This window comes from Kitasatospora sp. NPDC057904 (assembly GCF_042887925.1).
In the GTDB taxonomy this organism is placed as follows: domain Bacteria; phylum Actinomycetota; class Actinomycetes; order Streptomycetales; family Streptomycetaceae; genus Kitasatospora.
Window position 1 is genome coordinate 290,357 of record NZ_JBHVOL010000007.1, and the last position, 16,406, is coordinate 306,762.

General features: G+C 74.1%; 13 protein-coding genes, 6 tRNA genes and 1 pseudogene. 10 read left to right on the forward strand and 10 right to left on the reverse strand.

Annotation, left to right across the window (positions count from 1 at the left end; all coding sequences use genetic code 11):
* Positions 1 to 139: 139 nt before the first annotated feature.
* On the forward strand, positions 140 to 907 hold the full coding sequence (locus ACFVSN_RS20270; RefSeq protein WP_387956332.1) for an exonuclease domain-containing protein: 768 nt from the start codon (positions 140 to 142) through the stop codon (positions 905 to 907).
* Between the two features lie 65 nt (positions 908 to 972).
* On the opposite strand, the gene ACFVSN_RS20275 is transcribed toward ACFVSN_RS20270, so the two are convergent.
* The 3 genes from ACFVSN_RS20275 to ACFVSN_RS20285 all read right to left on the reverse strand — a co-directional run bounded on the left by ACFVSN_RS20275 (position 973) and on the right by ACFVSN_RS20285 (position 1,877).
* Positions 973 to 1,044 (reverse strand) — tRNA-Val (locus ACFVSN_RS20275).
* Between the two features lie 212 nt (positions 1,045 to 1,256).
* A tRNA-Val gene (locus tag ACFVSN_RS20280) sits at positions 1,257 to 1,328 on the reverse strand.
* A 78-nt stretch (positions 1,329 to 1,406) separates the two neighbouring features.
* Positions 1,407 to 1,877: a TIGR02611 family protein gene (locus ACFVSN_RS20285; protein ID WP_380438036.1), complete on the reverse strand. Its 471-nt coding sequence runs from the start codon at positions 1,875 to 1,877 to the stop codon at positions 1,407 to 1,409.
* Between the two features lie 195 nt (positions 1,878 to 2,072).
* Here ACFVSN_RS20285 and ACFVSN_RS20290 point away from each other — a divergent pair, with 195 nt between their 5' ends.
* A complete protein-coding gene (locus ACFVSN_RS20290; protein ID WP_030056266.1) occupies positions 2,073 to 2,486 on the forward strand; it encodes an SsgA family sporulation/cell division regulator in 414 nt (137 codons plus the stop codon).
* Positions 2,487 to 2,898: 412 nt separating this feature from the next.
* Entirely contained in the window at positions 2,899 to 3,468 is a 570-nt protein-coding gene (locus tag ACFVSN_RS20295; protein ID WP_380443645.1) for a CGNR zinc finger domain-containing protein, read from the forward strand.
* 29 nt (positions 3,469 to 3,497) lie between these two features.
* On the opposite strand, the gene ACFVSN_RS20300 is transcribed toward ACFVSN_RS20295, so the two are convergent.
* Positions 3,498 to 4,046: a hypothetical protein gene (locus ACFVSN_RS20300; protein ID WP_387956333.1), complete on the reverse strand. Its 549-nt coding sequence runs from the start codon at positions 4,044 to 4,046 to the stop codon at positions 3,498 to 3,500.
* An 18-nt stretch (positions 4,047 to 4,064) separates the two neighbouring features.
* On the opposite strand from ACFVSN_RS20300, the gene ACFVSN_RS20305 reads away from it, so the two are divergent.
* Positions 4,065 to 4,565: a DsbA family protein gene (locus ACFVSN_RS20305; RefSeq protein ID WP_387956334.1), complete on the forward strand. Its 501-nt coding sequence runs from the start codon at positions 4,065 to 4,067 to the stop codon at positions 4,563 to 4,565.
* Positions 4,566 to 4,577: 12 nt separating this feature from the next.
* Here the strand turns inward: ACFVSN_RS20305 and ACFVSN_RS20310 are convergent, their stop codons facing one another.
* The 3 genes from ACFVSN_RS20310 to ACFVSN_RS20320 all read right to left on the reverse strand — a co-directional run bounded on the left by ACFVSN_RS20310 (position 4,578) and on the right by ACFVSN_RS20320 (position 7,550).
* Complete coding sequence (locus ACFVSN_RS20310; RefSeq protein ID WP_387956335.1) at positions 4,578 to 5,429, reverse strand: GNAT family N-acetyltransferase; 852 nt, start codon at positions 5,427 to 5,429, stop codon at positions 4,578 to 4,580.
* Positions 5,430 to 5,584: 155 nt separating this feature from the next.
* Complete coding sequence (locus ACFVSN_RS20315) at positions 5,585 to 6,415, reverse strand: aminotransferase class IV (protein WP_387956336.1); 831 nt, start codon at positions 6,413 to 6,415, stop codon at positions 5,585 to 5,587.
* An 85-nt stretch (positions 6,416 to 6,500) separates the two neighbouring features.
* Positions 6,501 to 7,550, reverse strand: coding sequence for a chorismate-binding protein (locus tag ACFVSN_RS20320; RefSeq protein WP_380443634.1), 1,050 nt, complete (start codon positions 7,548 to 7,550; stop codon positions 6,501 to 6,503).
* A gap of 226 nt (positions 7,551 to 7,776) precedes the next feature.
* Here ACFVSN_RS20320 and ACFVSN_RS20325 point away from each other — a divergent pair.
* From ACFVSN_RS20325 to ACFVSN_RS20340, 4 genes are all read left to right on the forward strand, one after another.
* A tRNA-Gly gene (locus ACFVSN_RS20325) sits at positions 7,777 to 7,849 on the forward strand.
* A 40-nt stretch (positions 7,850 to 7,889) separates the two neighbouring features.
* Positions 7,890 to 7,963 (forward strand) — tRNA-Cys (locus ACFVSN_RS20330).
* 35 nt (positions 7,964 to 7,998) lie between these two features.
* Positions 7,999 to 8,070, forward strand: a tRNA-Val gene (locus ACFVSN_RS20335).
* 41 nt (positions 8,071 to 8,111) lie between these two features.
* Positions 8,112 to 8,183, forward strand: a tRNA-Val gene (locus ACFVSN_RS20340).
* A 257-nt stretch (positions 8,184 to 8,440) separates the two neighbouring features.
* On the opposite strand, the gene ACFVSN_RS20345 is transcribed toward ACFVSN_RS20340, so the two are convergent.
* Positions 8,441 to 8,638, reverse strand: a complete 198-nt coding sequence (locus ACFVSN_RS20345; protein WP_380443632.1) for a hypothetical protein — start codon at positions 8,636 to 8,638, stop codon at positions 8,441 to 8,443.
* A 425-nt stretch (positions 8,639 to 9,063) separates the two neighbouring features.
* Between ACFVSN_RS20345 and ACFVSN_RS20350 the strand changes: the two are divergent.
* Positions 9,064 to 10,338: pseudogene (locus ACFVSN_RS20350) on the forward strand (protein kinase); the annotation flags it as partial.
* Positions 10,339 to 11,374: 1,036 nt separating this feature from the next.
* Here the strand turns inward: ACFVSN_RS20350 and ACFVSN_RS20355 are convergent.
* Entirely contained in the window at positions 11,375 to 12,181 is an 807-nt protein-coding gene (locus tag ACFVSN_RS20355; protein WP_380494274.1) for a TrmH family RNA methyltransferase, read from the reverse strand.
* Positions 12,182 to 12,281: 100 nt separating this feature from the next.
* On the opposite strand from ACFVSN_RS20355, the gene ACFVSN_RS20360 reads away from it, so the two are divergent.
* Positions 12,282 to 15,023 carry a SpoIIE family protein phosphatase gene (locus tag ACFVSN_RS20360; RefSeq protein WP_380443628.1) on the forward strand — a complete coding sequence of 914 codons (2,742 nt, stop codon included), beginning with the start codon at positions 12,282 to 12,284 and terminating at the stop codon, positions 15,021 to 15,023.
* 84 nt (positions 15,024 to 15,107) lie between these two features.
* On the opposite strand, the gene cobA is transcribed toward ACFVSN_RS20360, so the two are convergent.
* Positions 15,108 to 16,355, reverse strand: coding sequence for a uroporphyrinogen-III C-methyltransferase (gene cobA / locus ACFVSN_RS20365; RefSeq protein WP_387595300.1), 1,248 nt, complete (start codon positions 16,353 to 16,355; stop codon positions 15,108 to 15,110).
* Positions 16,356 to 16,406: the final 51 nt, after the last annotated feature.

The following is a 16,406-nucleotide window of genomic DNA, read 5'->3' on the forward strand; positions in this document are numbered from 1 at the left end:
GCCCCTAGCCTCCCCCCGGGCCCGCCACCCCCGGGAGCGGCCCAAGGCCAGGATCCCCGGCCCGGCCTGCGCCAAACGGTTGAGCGGGCGTCAGAACCGGGTATCACCGGGGTGCGGACCGCACGTCTGAGGGGCAGTCATGCAGCACTACTGGTACACCGGCCCACTCGCCTCCTTCGACACCGAGACCACCGGCGTGGACGTCGAGCACGACCGGATCGTCTCGGCCGCCCTGGTCGTCCAACTCGCCCCGGGCGCACCCGTGCAGACCGAGACCTGGCTGGCCGATCCGGGGGTCCCGATCCCGGACGGCGCCCGGGCGGTGCACGGCATCACCGACGACCACGTGCGCGCGCACGGCCGTCCGGCCCGCGCCGTCGTGGCGGAGATAACCCGGGCCCTGGCCGCGCAGGCCAGGGCCGGGCGGCCGGTGGTGGTGATGAACGCGCCCTACGACCTGACGCTGCTGGACCGGGAGTTGCGCCGCCATCACGGCCTCGCGCTGACGGGCGGGCTGGGCGCGGCCGGACTGGTGGTGCTGGATCCGCGGGTGCTGGACAAGCACGTGGACCGCTACCGCAAGGGCCGCCGGACGCTGACCGACCTGTGCGCGCACTACGGCGTCGAGCTGGCCGGCGCGCACGACGCGGCGGCGGACGCCTCGGCGGCGCTGGCGCTGACGCGGACGATCGGTGCCCGCTACCCGGCGGCGCTGGGCGGGCTCACGGCGGCCGAGCTGCACCTGCGTCAGGCGATCTGGCACGCGGCGCAGGCGCGGGGGCTGCAGAACTGGTTCGACCGGTCCGGGACGCCGGAGCGGGTGGACCTGTCCTGGCCGCTCCGGCCGGCCAGGTGCGGCTGCGGCAGGCGCTTGGAGCCGGAGCACGGCTGCGAGGCGGCGGCGTAGCGGCCGGCTCCGAACGCGCCGCAGGCCCTGACCGGTATCCCGATCAGGGCCTGCGTGCTGTCCGGTGGGCGATACTGGGATCGAACCAGTGACCCCTTCGGTGTGAACGAAGTGCTCTCCCGCTGAGCTAATCGCCCGGGCAACGAGAAGAACTGTAGCACCATTTGGAGCCGGTCGTACAACTCGCCCCTTCCGGGGCCGGCCTGGCCGAACCGCAGAACCGGTGCTCCGCGCGGAAGGTGACTGGGGCTCAGGTGCATTCGCGCGGGCACTTCCGGCGGGATTCCGGAAATACATGTGAGGCCCAGCCGATAATCGGCTGGGCCTCACATATCACAATGCATTCCGGTGGGCGATACTGGGATCGAACCAGTGACCCCTTCGGTGTGAACGAAGTGCTCTCCCGCTGAGCTAATCGCCCGGGTGCAGGGAAAACATTACCGCATCCCGGAGGGTGGTCCGAACACGCCGCCCGGCGGGGGCCGCTCCCCGGATCGGCTCAGCTCTCGTCCGCCGTCCAGGGGACGGTCAGGCCGTAGCGCGCGAAGTACCAGCCGCCGACCCCGACGAGCGCGGCCAGGCCGAGGGCGGTGAGCGTCAGGTTCCGCCGGCGGACCCGCGGGTCCAGGGCGCGCCGGGCGGCCTCGTTGACCTTGCGGCGGGTCCACCGCAGGGCCAGTTGGGCCCAGGCGAACTCGGTGGCCCACACCCCCATGCCCAGGAAGATCACCACCCAGCCGGGACCGGGCAGCGGCAGCATGACCACGCCGAGGACGACGACGGCGAGGCCGGCCAGGAAGATCACCGCCCGCCAGGCGAGGTGGAGCGGACGGGAACGGCGGATGAACGCGGGAGCCCGTGAGCCGGGCGCCCGGCCGCCTTCGGGGGCCGTCCCGCCGGCCGTGCCGTTCGACATGATCGATTCACCCGTTCCCGTGTTCCCGCCGGTCTTGTCGTTTCGCACAGTCATGCCAGGAAAGTAACCGAGAAGCGGCCCGGTAATGCCGGGCAGGGGCACTCGGGGAAGATTCCGCAATGCGCCGTAAGGGGTACGACTCGGCCCCGAATCGGGACAGAGGGGTTTACATCGGGCTTGGAGGTGGGATGGTCCGTTCGCCGACGTGCGATTCCCCGAGCGCACACTGAGCGAAAGGCCATGGCGCTTATGAACACCACGGTCAGCTGCGAGCTGCACCTGCGCCTCATCGTGTCCAGCGAGTCCTCACTGCCCGTCCCCGCGGGCCTGCGCTACGACACCGCCGACCCCTACGCCGTGCACGCCACGTTCCACACGGGCGCCGACGAGACCGTGGAGTGGGTGTTCGCCCGAGATCTCCTCGCGGAGGGGCTGCACCGACCCACCGGTACCGGCGACGTCCGGGTGTGGCCGTCGCGCAGCCACGGGCAAGGGGTGGTCTGCATCGCGCTGAGCTCTCCGGAAGGAGAAGCCCTGCTGGAGGCCCCTGCCCGGGCGCTTGAGTCGTTCCTCAAGCGGACGGACGCCGCGGTGCCCCCCGGCACCGAACACCGCCACTTCGACCTCGACCGGGAGCTGTCCCACATCCTCGCCGAAAGCTGATCCCGCCCGGAGGCGGTCACGCCCCGCCGACGGCGGGGCCGCACCCCCTGCCGTCATCGCAGCCGTCCTACTCGGGGGCACGGCAGCAGACTCAGCCGCGCACGACGCGGCCTCGGGGCCGGTGCCGGCCCGCTCCCACCAGGAGCGGGGCCGCAGCACTGCAGGCGCCCGGCATCGAGGCCGGCCATCCGTTCGGGTGGCCGGCCTCGATGCCGGGCGCCGCCGTTTTCGGGGTGGCGGACCGGTCTTCGGAGGGGTTATTCGATTGACCGCCGGCTGCTTTCCGTCACAGTGACGCAATCCGTACATACCTTCGAAAGAAGGCAGCGGCCTTCCGCCGCACGGCCCGGTATGGTCTGGGGTAACCGCCGACGCGGGGTAACGACGTCCCCCCTCCGCGAGGAGTCCCCACGTGCTGATCACCCACGACACCGAGTGCGCGCTGAACACGCTCGTCGAGCTGCTCAACACCGCGCCCGAGGTCTGCGGCACCGAGCTGCTGCCGGACGTGGCCGCGCTCGACGCCTTCGTGGTCCACCAGGGGATCAGCGAGATCGACTCCCTCACCGAGGGCGACCTGCGCAGCGTGCAGGACCTGCGGTCGCGGCTGCGCGAGGTGTTCGGGACGGAGTCCACCGCGGCGGCGTCCGAGCTGGTCAACTCGATCGTCGCGGCCGCCGGCACGACGCCCCGGCTGACCAACCACGACCACCACGGGTGGCACATCCACTACTTCGCCCCGCACGCCGCGCTCGGCGACCTCTTGGCCGCCGAGCTGGGCATGGCGCTGGCGTTCATCTTCATGGCGGGCGAGAGCGAGCGGCTGCGCCGCTGCGAGGCGCCGGACTGCGCGCGCGTCTTCGTGGACCTCTCGCGCAACCGCTCCCGCCGCTACTGCGACAGCCGCACCTGCGGGAACCGGCTGCACGTCGCCGCCTACCGGGCGCGGCAGCGCTCGGCCGAGGCCGTGCCCTCCGCCTGAGGCCGCCGGCCGCACGCCCCCGCGGCCGGTCAGATGCCGCGCTTGCGGAGGATCTCCTCGATGTCCGAGAAGTCGCCGAGGCCGTCGTCCTGCTTCTTCGCCGCGGCCTTCTTCGGCGCGGCTTTGGGCTGTGCCGCCTCGACTGCGGACCGCTCCGGCGTCCGGGCCGCCGCCGGGCGGGCCTCCGGCGCCTCGACCGCGCCGCGGCGGCTCACGAACCGCGTGGTGAGCAGCAGGGCGACGGAGATGCCGAGCAGCAGGATGCCGGTCCAGACGCGGGGGTCGAAGACCAGTTTGGTGGCCCACGTGCCGACCTCGTCGGCGATCGTGCGGGCGACCGGGAACAGGCCGGTCAGGTAGAGGCCCGCGGGCAGCAGGGCGACGGCGAACCAGCGGGTCGCGGAGAGGAAGCGGCGCCGGTAGGCGCGCAGGCCCGCGACGGCGACGCCGGCCGCCGTGAGTGCGAAGCTGACGGCCGCGCTCAGCACGGTGGCGTCCGGTCGGATCGGGTCGTCCTGGTCATGGGTGCCTCCTGTCGCCGGGCCCTCGGGCGCACCGCCGGGCGGCGCGGGGCCCACTAGTGGAACACTGGGGGGATGATCGATGGTTCCCTTCCCCGTCTCGAGTTCTGGTGCGACCTCCAGTGCCCGGATTGCCGTACCGCCCTGGACGACGTACGGGCGCTTCGTGCCCGGTACGGTGACGCGCTGACGGTGGAGGTGAGGCACTTCCCGCTGGAGAAGCACAAGTACGCCTACGCGGCCGCCGAGGCGGCCGAGGAGGCCTTCGCGCAGGGGTTGGGGTGGCCGTTCGTGGAGGCGCTGCTGGCCCGCGTCGAGGAGCTGGACGCGAAGGGGCAGCAGGTGCTGCTGGACGTCGCGCGCGAGGTCGGGGTGGACGCCGACGAGGTCGACACGGCGCTGATCGACGGGCGGCACATGCTGACCGTGGACGCCGACCAGGCCGAGGGCAAGGCGATCGGGGTGGAGGGCACGCCGACGTACGTGATCGCGGGGAAGCGGCTGGACGGCGGGCAGAGCCAGGACGGCCTGCGCGAGCGGATCGTCGCCATCATCGAGGAGAAGAAGGCCTCCTGACGCATCGTCGGGTCACAGCGGCTTGCCGTAGAGGCGGTTGGTGACCCGGTAGCCGAGCGAGGTGTAGAGCCGGATGGCGACCTCGTTGACGGTGAAGACGTTCAGGCCGAGGGTGCGGACACCGGCGGCCAGGCACTCGCGTTCGGCGAGCAGCATCAGCGTCCGGCCGTGTCCCCGGCCCCGGTGGGCCGGGGACACCTCGACGACCATGACCCAGGCGAGCGGTTCGCCGTCCGGCAGGTCGCGCAGGTGGAGGTCCACCCAGAGCGAGCCGAGCGGCTCGGTGCCGGCGTCGTCCCCGCCACCGTAGAGGCGGCGCAGCGCGACGCCGGGGCTGTCGGCGCCCTGCGGGAGCAGGCGCTGGTGGTCGACGCCGGATTTGGCGCGGGCCTGCTCCTCGGTGAGGCCCGACTCCCGCAGCGAGCGGACGTAGTCCTCGGCGGCCCGGTCGAGCCAGGCCGGGAACTCCCCGGCCCCGATCGCGCGGGCGGTGACGCCGGCCGGGAGATCGGGGGGTGCGGTCAGGTGCTTGGCCAGGTTCCGCATCCGCTCGGTGTACCCGAGGGCGAGGGCGAGGCCGCGGGCGACCTGCGCGGACTCGGGGACGTCGATGTCCACGCGGGTGCAGCCCCAGCCGCGCAGCACCTCCTCGGCGGCCAGCGCGCCGAACGTCCCGCGGCCCCGGCCGCGCCCTTCACTGATCTCCAACTCGGCGATCTCTCCGAAGAGTTGACTGCCGTGCGGGACGGCGGTGGTGCGCAGGGCACCGACCTGGCGGCCGTTGGCGCAGATCTGCCAGCGTCTGGTGCGGCCGCCGGCGGGGGTGGGTGTCTCGGGGCCCTCGGGCCGCAGCGTGGAGGTCATGTGGTGGTCCCTTCCCCGCCCCGGGAGGCTTATCCGCCGGAGGCGGCTGAGGGCACGAGTCCGCCGGAGGCGGCTGAGGACACGAGTCCGCCGGAGGCGGCTGAGGACACGAGTCCGCCGGAGGCGGCTAAGGACACGAGCCCGCCGGAGCGGGCTCACGGGTCGAGGTCGTCGCCGCTGCGCTCGGCGAAGACCGCCATGGCCTTGGCGGTGACCGGGCCGATCCCGGGCAGTTCGCGGTCGTCGACGCGGGTGACGGCCTGGACGTCGCGCAGGGTGGAGGTCAGGAAGACCTCCTCGGCGTCCCGGAGGGCCTCCAGCGGGAGGTCGGTCTCCTCGGCGCCGCACCACTCGACGACGAGGGCGCGGGTGATGCCGGCCAGGCAGCCGGAGGCGAGGGTGGGGGTGAGCAGGCGGCCGCCGATGACGACGAAGACGTTCGAGCCGGTGCCTTCGCAGAGCAGTCCGGCGGTGTTGGCGAACAGGGCCTCGGAGGCGCCGACACGGTGGGCGGCGGCGAGGGCGACGACGTTCTCGGCGTAGGAGGTGGTCTTGAGGCCGGCGACGGCGCTGTGCTCGTTGCGGCGCCAGGGGACGACGGCGACGGCGGTGGTGTCGGGGCGCCGGTTCACGGGACCGATGGCGGCGACGAGGGTGGCGCCGGAGTTACCGCGCTCGGAGCCGAGGGGGGCGACGCCGCCGGTGTAGGTGACGCGCAGTCGGCCGAGCGGCATCGGGTTGGCGGCGAGGACCTGGGCGCAGGCCTCGCGGACCCGGTCGTGGTCGGGATCGGGCAGACCGAGGCCACGGGCGGAGCGGGTGAGGCGGTCGAGGTGGCGGGTGAGGGCGAACGCCCGGCCGTCGGCGGCCTTCATGGTCTCGAAGACGCCGTCACCGGTGGTGAGTCCGTGGTCGAGGACGGAGACGGCGGCGTCGGCGGAATCGACGAGCGTGCCGTTGACCCAGCTCTTGGTGGGGGTGTGCATCGGGCGCTGCTCCTCGGGGGCGGTTCTTCGGCGGGGGGCTGGGGGCTCTGCGGTCCTGCGGGTGCTGCGCGGCGTTCGCGGGCCTTCAGAGGGTCTCGCTGCCCGACGCTATCGCGACCAGACGGGCGGCCTTCAGTTCGGTTTCGGCCCACTCGCGGTCGGGGTCGGAGCCCCAGGTGATGCCGGCGCCGGTGCCGAAGCGCAGCACGGGGACGGCGGGGTCGGTGCGGTCGATCCAGAAGGTCCGGATGCCGACGGCGAGTTCACCTTCGCCCCGGTCGGCGTCGACCCAGCCGACGGCCCCGCAGTAGGGGCCGCGCGGGGCGGTTTCGAGGGCTTCGATGATCCGCAGGGCGCTGGACTTGGGTGCGCCGGTGACGGATCCGGGCGGGAAGGTGGCGCCCAGGAGCTCGGGCCAGCCGACGCCGTCGCGCAGGGTGCCCTCGACGGTGGAGACGAGGTGGACGAGGCCGGGGTGCTTCTCGACGGCGCACAGGTCGGGGACGGTGACGCTGCCGGTCGCGCAGACGCGGCCGAGGTCGTTGCGGACCAGGTCGACGATCATCACGTTCTCGGCGTGGTCCTTGTCGAGGAGGTCGTCCTCGGTGCGGCCGGTGCCCTTGATCGGACCGGAGGAGACGGTGCGGCCGGAGCGGCGCAGGTAGAGCTCGGGCGACGCGGTGGCGATCTCGACGCCGTGGTCGGGCAGCCGGATCGTGCCCGCGTAGGGGGCGGGGTTGCCGTGGGCGAGGAGTCCGGTGAGGGCGTCGACGTCCGTGCGACCGGGATCGGGCAGCGGTGCGGAGAGCACGCGGCAGAGGTTGGCCTGGTAGACCTCGCCGGCGGCTATGTGCTCGCGGATGCGGCGGACGCCCGCGGTGTAGGCGTCGCGGTCCAGGGAGCTGTGCCAGTCGCCGGCGTCCGGTCCGTGCCAGCCGGCGCCGGAGGGCGGGGCGGGGGCGGGGCGGACGTCGTCGAAGCGGGCGCAGGTGAGGCGGCCCTCGAAGTCGTAGGCCACCGCCCAGTAGCCGGCGGAGTCCAGCGCGGCCGGGTCCGAGGTGACGTCGCGCAGGCCGGTGGCGAGGCGGCCGCCGAAGCGGGCGAGCGGGGTCTGGGGGGCGGTGCGGCCGGACACGGTTCTCCTGCGCGGTGGTGCTGGGCGGCGGTGCCTGAAGTGTAGGTCGGGGGCGCTCGACGAGGCCGGGGGCGTACGCCGGAACGACCGGGCGCGAGCGGCTTCCGGGTGTGCACCGAGTGCACGCTGCGGGAACGGATTTTTAGCTGGCCCGGGAATCCGCTAGAGTTCAACACGTCGCCAGGGAGCGCAGCCGAAGAAAAGCGGTGAAGGTCCCGGGAGACAGGCGGACGTGGCTCAGTTGGTAGAGCATCACCTTGCCAAGGTGAGGGTCGCGAGTTCGAATCTCGTCGTCCGCTCGATGGGGAACAGTGTAAGATCGTTCTCCGAGTGTTGCCTGGTGGAGTGGCCGAGAGGCGAGGCAACGGCCTGCAAAGCCGTGTACACGGGTTCAAATCCCGTCTCCACCTCCAAGAGGATCGCCCGGTTCCGCCGGGAGAACCTCCCCGCGCGATTAGCTCAGCGGGAGAGCACTACCTTGACACGGTAGGGGTCACTGGTTCAATCCCAGTATCGCGCACGTCGGACCCTCCGGGGTCTGCTGCAGGACCGCCACACCAGGCGCGATTAGCTCAGCGGGAGAGCACTACCTTGACACGGTAGGGGTCACTGGTTCAATCCCAGTATCGCGCACAGTAACGGCCGGGGCCGCGATCCGTCAGGGTCGCGGCCCCGGCCTTTTGCGTGGGCAGCGAGAAAAAAGAGAAGAGCCGCGTACGGTCGCCCTCACCGACGTCCGTACGCGGCGTCTCCGCCTGCCGGGGCGCTCTGCGCACCGCTCCTCGCCCGTCCGCGTCTCAACGCGGGCACGGCCTCCCCGGCGACACTGGCTCCCCGTCCCCAGGGGATCAGTGTCCGTTCCGCGGCCGGCCACGGGGGCCGGCCAAGTCTCAGTGGATGATCAGGTCCGCCACTGCCTGGACCTGGTTCGCCATCTGGTCCCACCCGCCGAACAGGGCCACCAGCAGCACCGCGCACGGCAGGGCGATGGCCAGCGCCACCGCGGGGTGCCGCGTCGGCTCGGCGGTGCGGGGCAAGGTGAAGGCCGGCCGACGGCGGCGGGGGGTTCCCGTGAGCTGCGGTGCCATGCCCTTACTCCTGATCCGGTCTCGGAGCCGTTCGCCCGGTCGAGTTGGCGCGGTGGACGGCTAACCTCGGGGGACGAGCTCCCCGTCCACCGCTGAGGACAACGCTATGGCTCGGGGGGCCGTTCGGGCGTCATGCCGTCGTACTGTTCCTCGGGCATCCCCGAGGATGACGGTCCGACTTAGGGACTACTACCGCAGGGGGAGACGGTCTCGACCGGGCCCCCGGGGGAACCCTGAGAGACGACCCCGAGAAACGTTTCGGCACCCTCATGACCAGCAGGTCAGTGCAAGATCGGACAATCGCACGGTGGCTTGAGGTGTTGCGTATCAGCACACCGCAGCGGGCAGTCCGTAAGCTGTGCCGGACAGGAACTGACGATGCCCCAACCGACGGGGCCTCACCCACGGGCTGACGGGGAACGGACATGGCGATGATGCGGCTGAGGCGTGAGGACCCCCGCATCGTCGGGCCGTACCGCCTCCACCGGCGACTGGGGGCCGGCGGCATGGGGGTCGTCTACCTCGGCTCCGACCGGCGCGGGCAGCGGGTCGCCCTCAAACTGATCCGCGCCGAACTCGCCGAGGACCAGGAGTTCCGCACCCGCTTCGCCCGCGAGATCGCCGCCGCCTCGCGCATCCGCGGCGGCTGCACGGCGCGCGTCGTCGGCTCCGACATCGAGGCCGACCGCCCCTGGCTCGCCACCGCCTACGTGCCCGGGCCCTCCCTCTATAAGCGCGTCGGCGACGAAGGACCGCTCGGCTGGCAGGAGGCCGCCCGGGTCGGCGCCGCGCTCGCCGACGGACTCGTGAAGGTCCACGAGGCCGGGGTCGTCCACCGCGACCTCAAGCCCTCCAACATCCTGCTCTCGCCGCGCGGCCCGCGGATCATCGACTTCGGCATCGCCTGGTCGCGCGGGGCCAGCACGCTCACCCACGTCGGCACCGCCGTCGGCTCGCCCGGCTTCCTCGCGCCCGAACAGGTCCGCGGGGTCGCCGTCACGCCCGCGACCGACGTGTTCGCCTTCGGCGCGACGCTCGCCTACGCGCTCACCGGGGACACGCCGTTCGGCTCCGGGGCCTCGTCGGAGGTCATGCTCTACCGGGTCGTCCACGAGGAGCCCGACCTCTCGGACGTGCCGCCGCAGCTCGCGCCGCTGATCCGGGCCTGCCTGGCGAAGGAGCCCGCCGAACGGCCCGGCGCGGCCGCCCTGCACGAGCGGCTCAGCGAGCTCGCGGCCCGCGGAGCGGCGGCGGCCGGCGGCGGGCGCGTCATGCGGCGCGCCTCGGCGACTCCCCCGCCCGCGCCCGAGGCGGACGCCCCGGGCGGCGTGCGGCACGGCGTGCCCGCGCCCGGACGCTCCCCGGACCCGGCGGCCGCGGCACGTGCCCGGGCCGTGGCGGGCAGCCGGCCCGGGGCCTCCGGGCCCGGCGCGGCGCAGCGGCGCCCGCAAGGGGCGGCCGGCCCGCACCCCAGACCCGAGGCGGCCTCGGGGGGACGCCCGGTGCGGGACCGTCAGCAGACGCCCGCGCCCGGCCAGCCCGGCGGCCGTGACCGCGGGCGGCCCCGCGACCGTCAGCACACCCCCGCCCCGGGGCGGCCGACCACCCCGCGGCAGCGGCTGCTGCGGCAGCGGCTCGTCGTCTTCGTCACGGTGACGATCGGGGTGGCGCTCGCCATCGCGGCGGCCCAGGGGTGCGAGAACCGCAGCAACCAGGGCATGCGGCCCTCGGGCCTGCCGACGATGGTCGTCCTCCCCACCGGGCTGTCGGTGGACGGCGCGGCAGTGCCGGGCACGGCCTCGGCGACGCCCTCGGCGACGGCGTCGGTGACGGCCTCGGCGACGCCCGTGGCGGCGGCGGCACGAGGCGGGACGGGAGCGGGCGCGGCGGCTTCGGGGACGGGCGCGGCGGCTTCGGGGACGGGCGCGGCGGCTTCGGGGACGGGTGCGACAGGTTCGGGGACGGGTGCGGCCGACCTGGGGCTGGCTCCTGCGCAGGCGCCGGGCCCGGCCGTGGACTGGCCCAACCGGACCTACCCCGACGGCGCGGGCGGCCCCGGGATCGCCCTGCGCGAGGGGCGCTCGGCCGCGGGCGGGCCGCAGGTGTCGCTCAGCTCGGTGCTGCCGACCCGGTACAAGGGCTCGCCGGCGACGGTGGTCGTGCTCCGCCGGGCCGAGGGCTCGGTACCGGTCGACCTCGTACAGCTGTACACCTTCTCCGGGGACAACCCGGTCGCCGCCGCCGCCCGCTCCTCGACCGCCGATCCGCAGGCCACGGCCTCCTGGCGGCTCGACGCCGGAGCGGTCGTCCGGGAGGAGCGCGTCGCCCAGACCGGGGCCGTCACCTCCACCCGCTACACCGTCCGCCCGGACGGCTCCCTCGACGAGTCCTGGCCCGGCGCAGGCGCCTCCGGCGGCACCGGCCTCACCGCCGCTCCCCCGGCCGCCGCGGCCCCGGCCCTGCCGACCACCGCAGCGGGCTGACGGCGGGCCGCGGGGGCGGAGCAGCGGAGAGTTCCGGCCATCGTCTTGCGCCCCCCTGACAACCCGGGGACCAGCACCACGCGAGACCGGACAGCGGGACGGCGAGCAGCCGCGGGCATCGGCCTTCCGGGCCGCGCAGTTCCCCGCGCCCCTTGATGAGCCGGGGACCAGAACCACACGAGACCGGACAGCAGGACGGCGAGCAGTTCCGGGCCGCGCAGTTCCCCGCGGGCGAGGGTGCGGCGGGCCGCTGCTACGGGGTCGTCACGGCGTAGAAGGCCACGGCGGCGGCCGCGCCGACGTTGAGGGAGTCGATGCCGTGGGCCATCGGGATGCGGACGGCGTGGTCGGCGGCCTCGATCGCCCCGGGGGTGAGGCCGTCGCCTTCGGCGCCGAGCATCAGGGCGGTCTTGGGCAGGCTCTGCGGGGCCAGGCTCGACAGGTCGACGGCGCTCTCGGCGGGGGTGAGCGCCAGGAGGGTGAATCCGGCGTCGCGGACCGTCGTCAGGGCGGCGGGCCAGGGGTCGAGGCGCGCGTAGGGGACGGCGAAGACGGCGCCCATGGAGACCTTGACGGCGCGCCGGTAGAGCGGGTCCGCGCAGTCGGGTGAGAGCAGGACGGCGTCCATGCCGAGGGCGGCGGCGCTGCGGAAGATCGCGCCGAGGTTGGTGTGGTCGACCAGGCCTTCGAGGACGGCGACCCGGCGGGCGCCCGCCAGCACGGCGGCGGCGTCCGGGAGGGGCTTGCGCTCCATCGAGGCGAGGGCGCCGCGGTGCACGTGGTAGCCGGTGACGGCCTCGGCGAGGGCCGGTTCGACGACGTGGACGGGGGCGTCGGCCTCAGCGATGACGTCGGCCATGACGTCCAGCCACTTGGAGGTCAGCAGCATCGACCGCATCCGGTAGCCGGCCGCGAGGGCGCGGCGGATGACCTTCTCCCCCTCCGCGATGAACAGGCCCTCGGCGGGCTCGCGCCGGCGGCGCAGTTCGACGTCGGTGAGGCCGGTGTAGTCGCCGAGGCGGGGGTCGGCCGGGTCGGTGATGGTGCTGGGTTCGGACACCCTGCGATCTTGCCAAGGCCGGGCGGTGAAGGCCAAACGGCGGAAAGAGTCGGACGGTTTGGCCTTGGCCCCGCGCCGATCGGAGTGCAAATATGACCGTATGGCCCGTTTTCCGGGTCGATCCTGGGCTCCGTCGGCCTCTGGTGCTTCTGGATCCGCCGGCTCCTCCGGTGGACGCCCTCATGGTCGGCAACAGCAGCAGAACGTCCGTCGCGCGTGGCCGGTGAACCTCCGGTCCGTGGCCGGTCAGGTGTTCGTGCTGCAGATCCTCGTGGTGCTGCTGCTCGTGGTGGCCGCCGGGGTGGCGCTCGTCGTGCAGTCCCGCAACGACGCGGACAACGAGGCCCGCAACCGGTCGGTCGCGGTCGCGCAGACCTTCGCCCACTCGCCGGGGATCGTCGAGGCGCTGCGCTCCCCCGATCCGACGGCGATCCTGCAGCCGCGGGCGCAGGCCGCGCGGGTGGCGTCGGGCGTCGACTTCATCGTCGTCCTGAACAACGACGGCATCCGCTACACCCACCCCAACCCGGCCCGGATCGGCCAGAAGTTCATCGGAACCTACGAACCGGCCCTGCAGGGCCACGTGGTGATCGAGCAGATCAGCGGGACGCTCGGCCCGCTGGTCCAGGCGGTCGTGCCGGTGTACGCGCCGGACGGCTCGGTGGTCGGGCTGGTGTCGGCCGGCGTGACGCTCGCGAACGTGAGCACCGCGAGCCAGCGGCAACTGCCGGTGGTGCTGGGCGCCGCCGCGGGCGCGGTCGTGCTGGCGACGCTCGGGACGGCGCTGATCAGCCGGCGGCTGCGGCGCCAGACGCACGGCCTCGGGCCGACCGAGATGACCCGGATGTACGAACACCACGCGGCCGTGCTGCACGCGGTGCGCGAGGGCGTGCTGATCGTCGGCGGGGACGGGCGCCTGCTGCTCTGCAACGACGAGGCGCACCGGCTGCTCGGCCTGCCGGCGGACGCCGAGGGGCGGCTGGTGACCGAGCTGGGGCTGGAGCGCGCCCCCGAGGAACTGCTGACCGCGAACCTGCCGGTCACCGACCAGGTGGTGATGGCCGGGGAGCGGCTGCTGGCCGTCAACATCCGGCTCACCGACCGGGACGGCGGCCCGCCCGGCTTCGTCGCGACGCTGCGCGACTCCACCGAGCTGCTGGCGCTGTCCGGCCGGGTCGAGGTGGCGCAGCGGCGGCTGCGGCTGCTGTACGACGCCGGGGTGACGGTGGGGAGCACGCTGGACGTGACGCGGACGGCGGAGGAGCTGGCGCACGTCGCGGTGCCGCGGTTCGCGGACTTCGTGACGGTGGACCTGGCCGAGCAGGTGCTGGCGGGCGAGGAGCCGCCGCCGGGTCCGTCGCTGGGGCGGATGCGCCGGGCCGCGGTGGCGGGCGTCCGGTCCGACGCGCCGTTCCACCCGGTGGGGACGGTGCTGGACGTGGTGCCGGCGACGCCGCTGGCGGGGGCGCTGCACAGCGGGGAGCCGGGCCTGGAGCCGCGGCTGGCCGAGGCGGTGGAGTGGCGGGAGCAGGATCCGGAGCGGTCGGCGCGGGTGCTGGCGTACGGGGTGCACTCGCTGCTGCGGGTGCCGTTGCGGGCGCGCGGGGTGCTGCTGGGGGTGGCGCGGTTCTGGCGGGCGGACCGGGCGGAGCCGTTCGAGACGGACGACCTGGCGCTGGCGGAGGAGCTGGTGGCCCACGCGGCGGTGTGCATCGACAACGCGCGGCGGTTCACCCGCGAGCACGCGATGGCGGTGACCCTCCAGCACAGTCTGCTGCCGCGCAGCCTGCCGGTGCAGAACGCGCTGGACGTCGCGCACCGCTACCTGCCGGCGCAGGAGGGCGTGGGCGGGGACTGGTTCGACGTGATCCCGCTGCCGGGTGCGCGGGTGGCGCTGGTGGTCGGGGACGTGGTGGGCCACGGGCTGCACGCGGCGGCGACGATGGGGCGGCTGCGCACGGCGATCCACAACTTCTCGACGCTGGACCTGCCGCCGGACGAGCTGCTGGGGCACCTGGACGACCTGGTGAACCGGATCGACCAGGATGAGGCGGCGAGCGGGGAGAGCTCCGAGCTGGCCGGGGCGACCTGCCTGTACGCGATCTACGATCCGGTGTCGCGCCGCTGCACGCTGGCGAGCGCCGGGCATCCGCCGCCGGCCGTGGTCGGCCCGGACGGGCGGGTGGAGTTCCCGGAGCTGCCGACCGGGCCGCCGCTGGGGCTGGCGGTGCTGCCGTTCGAGACGGCCGAGCTGGAGCTGGCCGAGGGCAGCCGGCTGGTGCTGTACACGAACGGGCTCGTGGAGGACCGCGACCGGGACATCGACGAGGGGCTGGAGCGGCTGCGGGCGGCGCTGACCGGGCCGCCGCGCACGCCCGAGCAGACCTGCGCGGACGTGCTGGGCGCCCTGCTGCCGGAGCGTCCACAGGACGACATCGCGCTGCTGGTGGCACGGACCCGGGTGCTGGCGGCGGAGCGGGTGGCGGAGTGGGAGGTGCCGTCCGACCCGGCCGCCGTGGGGCCGGTCCGCAGGGCGGTGGCGGACCGGCTGGAGTCGTGGGGGCTGGACGAGGCCGCGTTCGTCACCGAGCTGATCCTGAGCGAGCTGGTGACCAACGCGATCCGGTACGGCTCCGGGCCGATCCGGGTGCGGCTGCTGCGGGACCGCTCGCTGATCTGCGAGGTGTCGGACGGCAGCAGCACCTCGCCGCACCTGCGGTACGCGGCGACGACGGACGAGGGCGGGCGCGGGCTGTTCCTGGTCGCGCAGTTCGCGGACCGCTGGGGGACGCGCTACACGGCGACGGGGAAGGTGATCTGGACGGAGCAGCCCCTGGAGTAGCCGCCGGGGGACGCCGTCCTGGCGGAGTGGGACGTCGGACGGGCCGACTTCCCACTCCGCCGGGACTACTACCGTCCGCCGTGACTACTTCCGGAAGGCCGCCGCGAGGACGTTGACCACGTCGCCGATGACGATCACGGCCGGCGGCTTGATGCCCTCGGCCTCGACCACGGCACCGACGGTGGCCAGGGTCGCGTCCACCCGGCGCTGGGCCGCGGTGGTGCCCTCCTGGACGATCGCGACCGGGGTGTCCCCGGCGCGGCCGTGCGCGACGAGCTCCGCCGCGATCGCGGCGATCTTGTCGACCGCCATGAGCAGCACCAGGGTGCCGCTCATCTTCGCCGCGGCCTCCCAGTTGGTCAGCGAGCGCTCGTCGCCCGGGCCGACGTGGCCGGAGATCACCGTGAACTCGTGCGTCATGCCGCGGTGGGTGACCGGCACCCCGGCGGCCGCCGGGACGCTGATCGAGCTGGAGATGCCCGGCACGACGGTGACCGGCAGCCCGGCCTCGGCACAGGCCAGCAGCTCCTCGCCGCCGCGGCCGAAGACGTACGGGTCGCCGCCCTTGAGCCGGACCACGAACTTGCCCGCCTTGGCGTGCTCGATCAGCGTCCGGTTGATCGCCTCCTGGGCCATGAAGCGGCCGTAGGGGATCTTGGACGCGTCGATCACCTCGACGTGCTCGGGCAGCTCGGCCAGCAGCTCGCGCGGGGCGAGGCGGTCCGCGACGACGACGTCCGCGTCCGCGAGCAGGCGGCGGCCGCGCACGGTGATCAGGTCCGGGTCGCCCGGGCCGCCGCCGACCAGGGCGACGCCGGCGCCGTGCGCGCGGTACTGGCGGGCGGCCAGCGAGCCGTCCCGCAGGCCGTCCACGATGGCGTCGCGCAGGCCGGCGGAGTGGCGCGGGTCGCCGGTGAGGACGGCGACGGTGGCGCCCGCGTCCCGGCCGCTGGCCGGGGTCCAGGCGGTCGCGGCGGCGGCGTCGTCGCTGCGGGCGCAGAACACCCGCTCGCGCTCGGCCTCGGCGCTGACCCGCGCGTTCACCGCCGGGTCGTCGGTGGCGACCAGGGCGTACCAGGTGTCGGCCAGGTCCCCGTCCTGGTAGGGGCGGGCGTGCCAGGTGAGCTCGCCCGCGTCGGCCATCGCCTGGACGGCCGGGGTGGTGCTCGGCGATATCAGGTGCAGCTCCGCGCCGGTCGCGATCAGCGCGGGCAGCCGGCGCTGCGCGACCTGCCCGCCGCCGACCACGACCACGCGGCGGCCGGCGAGCAGCAGCCCGACCGGGTAGGGGGTACGGCCTTCGGTGCTGGGGTGCGGGGTGGGCGCGCTCATCGGCGGTGCTCCTGATCGGGAATGCGGGGTTGGGATGCGGACAGACGCCGC

Bases quoted from the DNA above. Each gene is read 5' to 3' on its own strand.
- ACFVSN_RS20285 (WP_380438036.1), bottom strand. From the start codon at position 1,877: ATGACTGTGCGAAACGACAAGACCGGCGGGAACACGGGAACGGGTGAA.
- cobA (WP_387595300.1), bottom strand. From the start codon at position 16,355: ATGAGCGCGCCCACCCCGCACCCCAGCACCGAAGGCCGTACCCCCTAC.
- ACFVSN_RS20290 (WP_030056266.1), top strand. From the start codon at position 2,073: ATGAACACCACGGTCAGCTGCGAGCTGCACCTGCGCCTCATCGTGTCC.
- ACFVSN_RS20310 (WP_387956335.1), bottom strand. From the start codon at position 5,429: ATGACCTCCACGCTGCGGCCCGAGGGCCCCGAGACACCCACCCCCGCC.
- ACFVSN_RS20270 (WP_387956332.1), top strand. From the start codon at position 140: ATGCAGCACTACTGGTACACCGGCCCACTCGCCTCCTTCGACACCGAG.
- ACFVSN_RS20360 (WP_380443628.1), top strand. From the start codon at position 12,282: ATGGCCCGTTTTCCGGGTCGATCCTGGGCTCCGTCGGCCTCTGGTGCT.
- ACFVSN_RS20345 (WP_380443632.1), bottom strand. From the start codon at position 8,638: ATGGCACCGCAGCTCACGGGAACCCCCCGCCGCCGTCGGCCGGCCTTC.
- ACFVSN_RS20305 (WP_387956334.1), top strand. From the start codon at position 4,065: ATGATCGATGGTTCCCTTCCCCGTCTCGAGTTCTGGTGCGACCTCCAG.
- ACFVSN_RS20315 (WP_387956336.1), bottom strand. From the start codon at position 6,415: ATGCACACCCCCACCAAGAGCTGGGTCAACGGCACGCTCGTCGATTCC.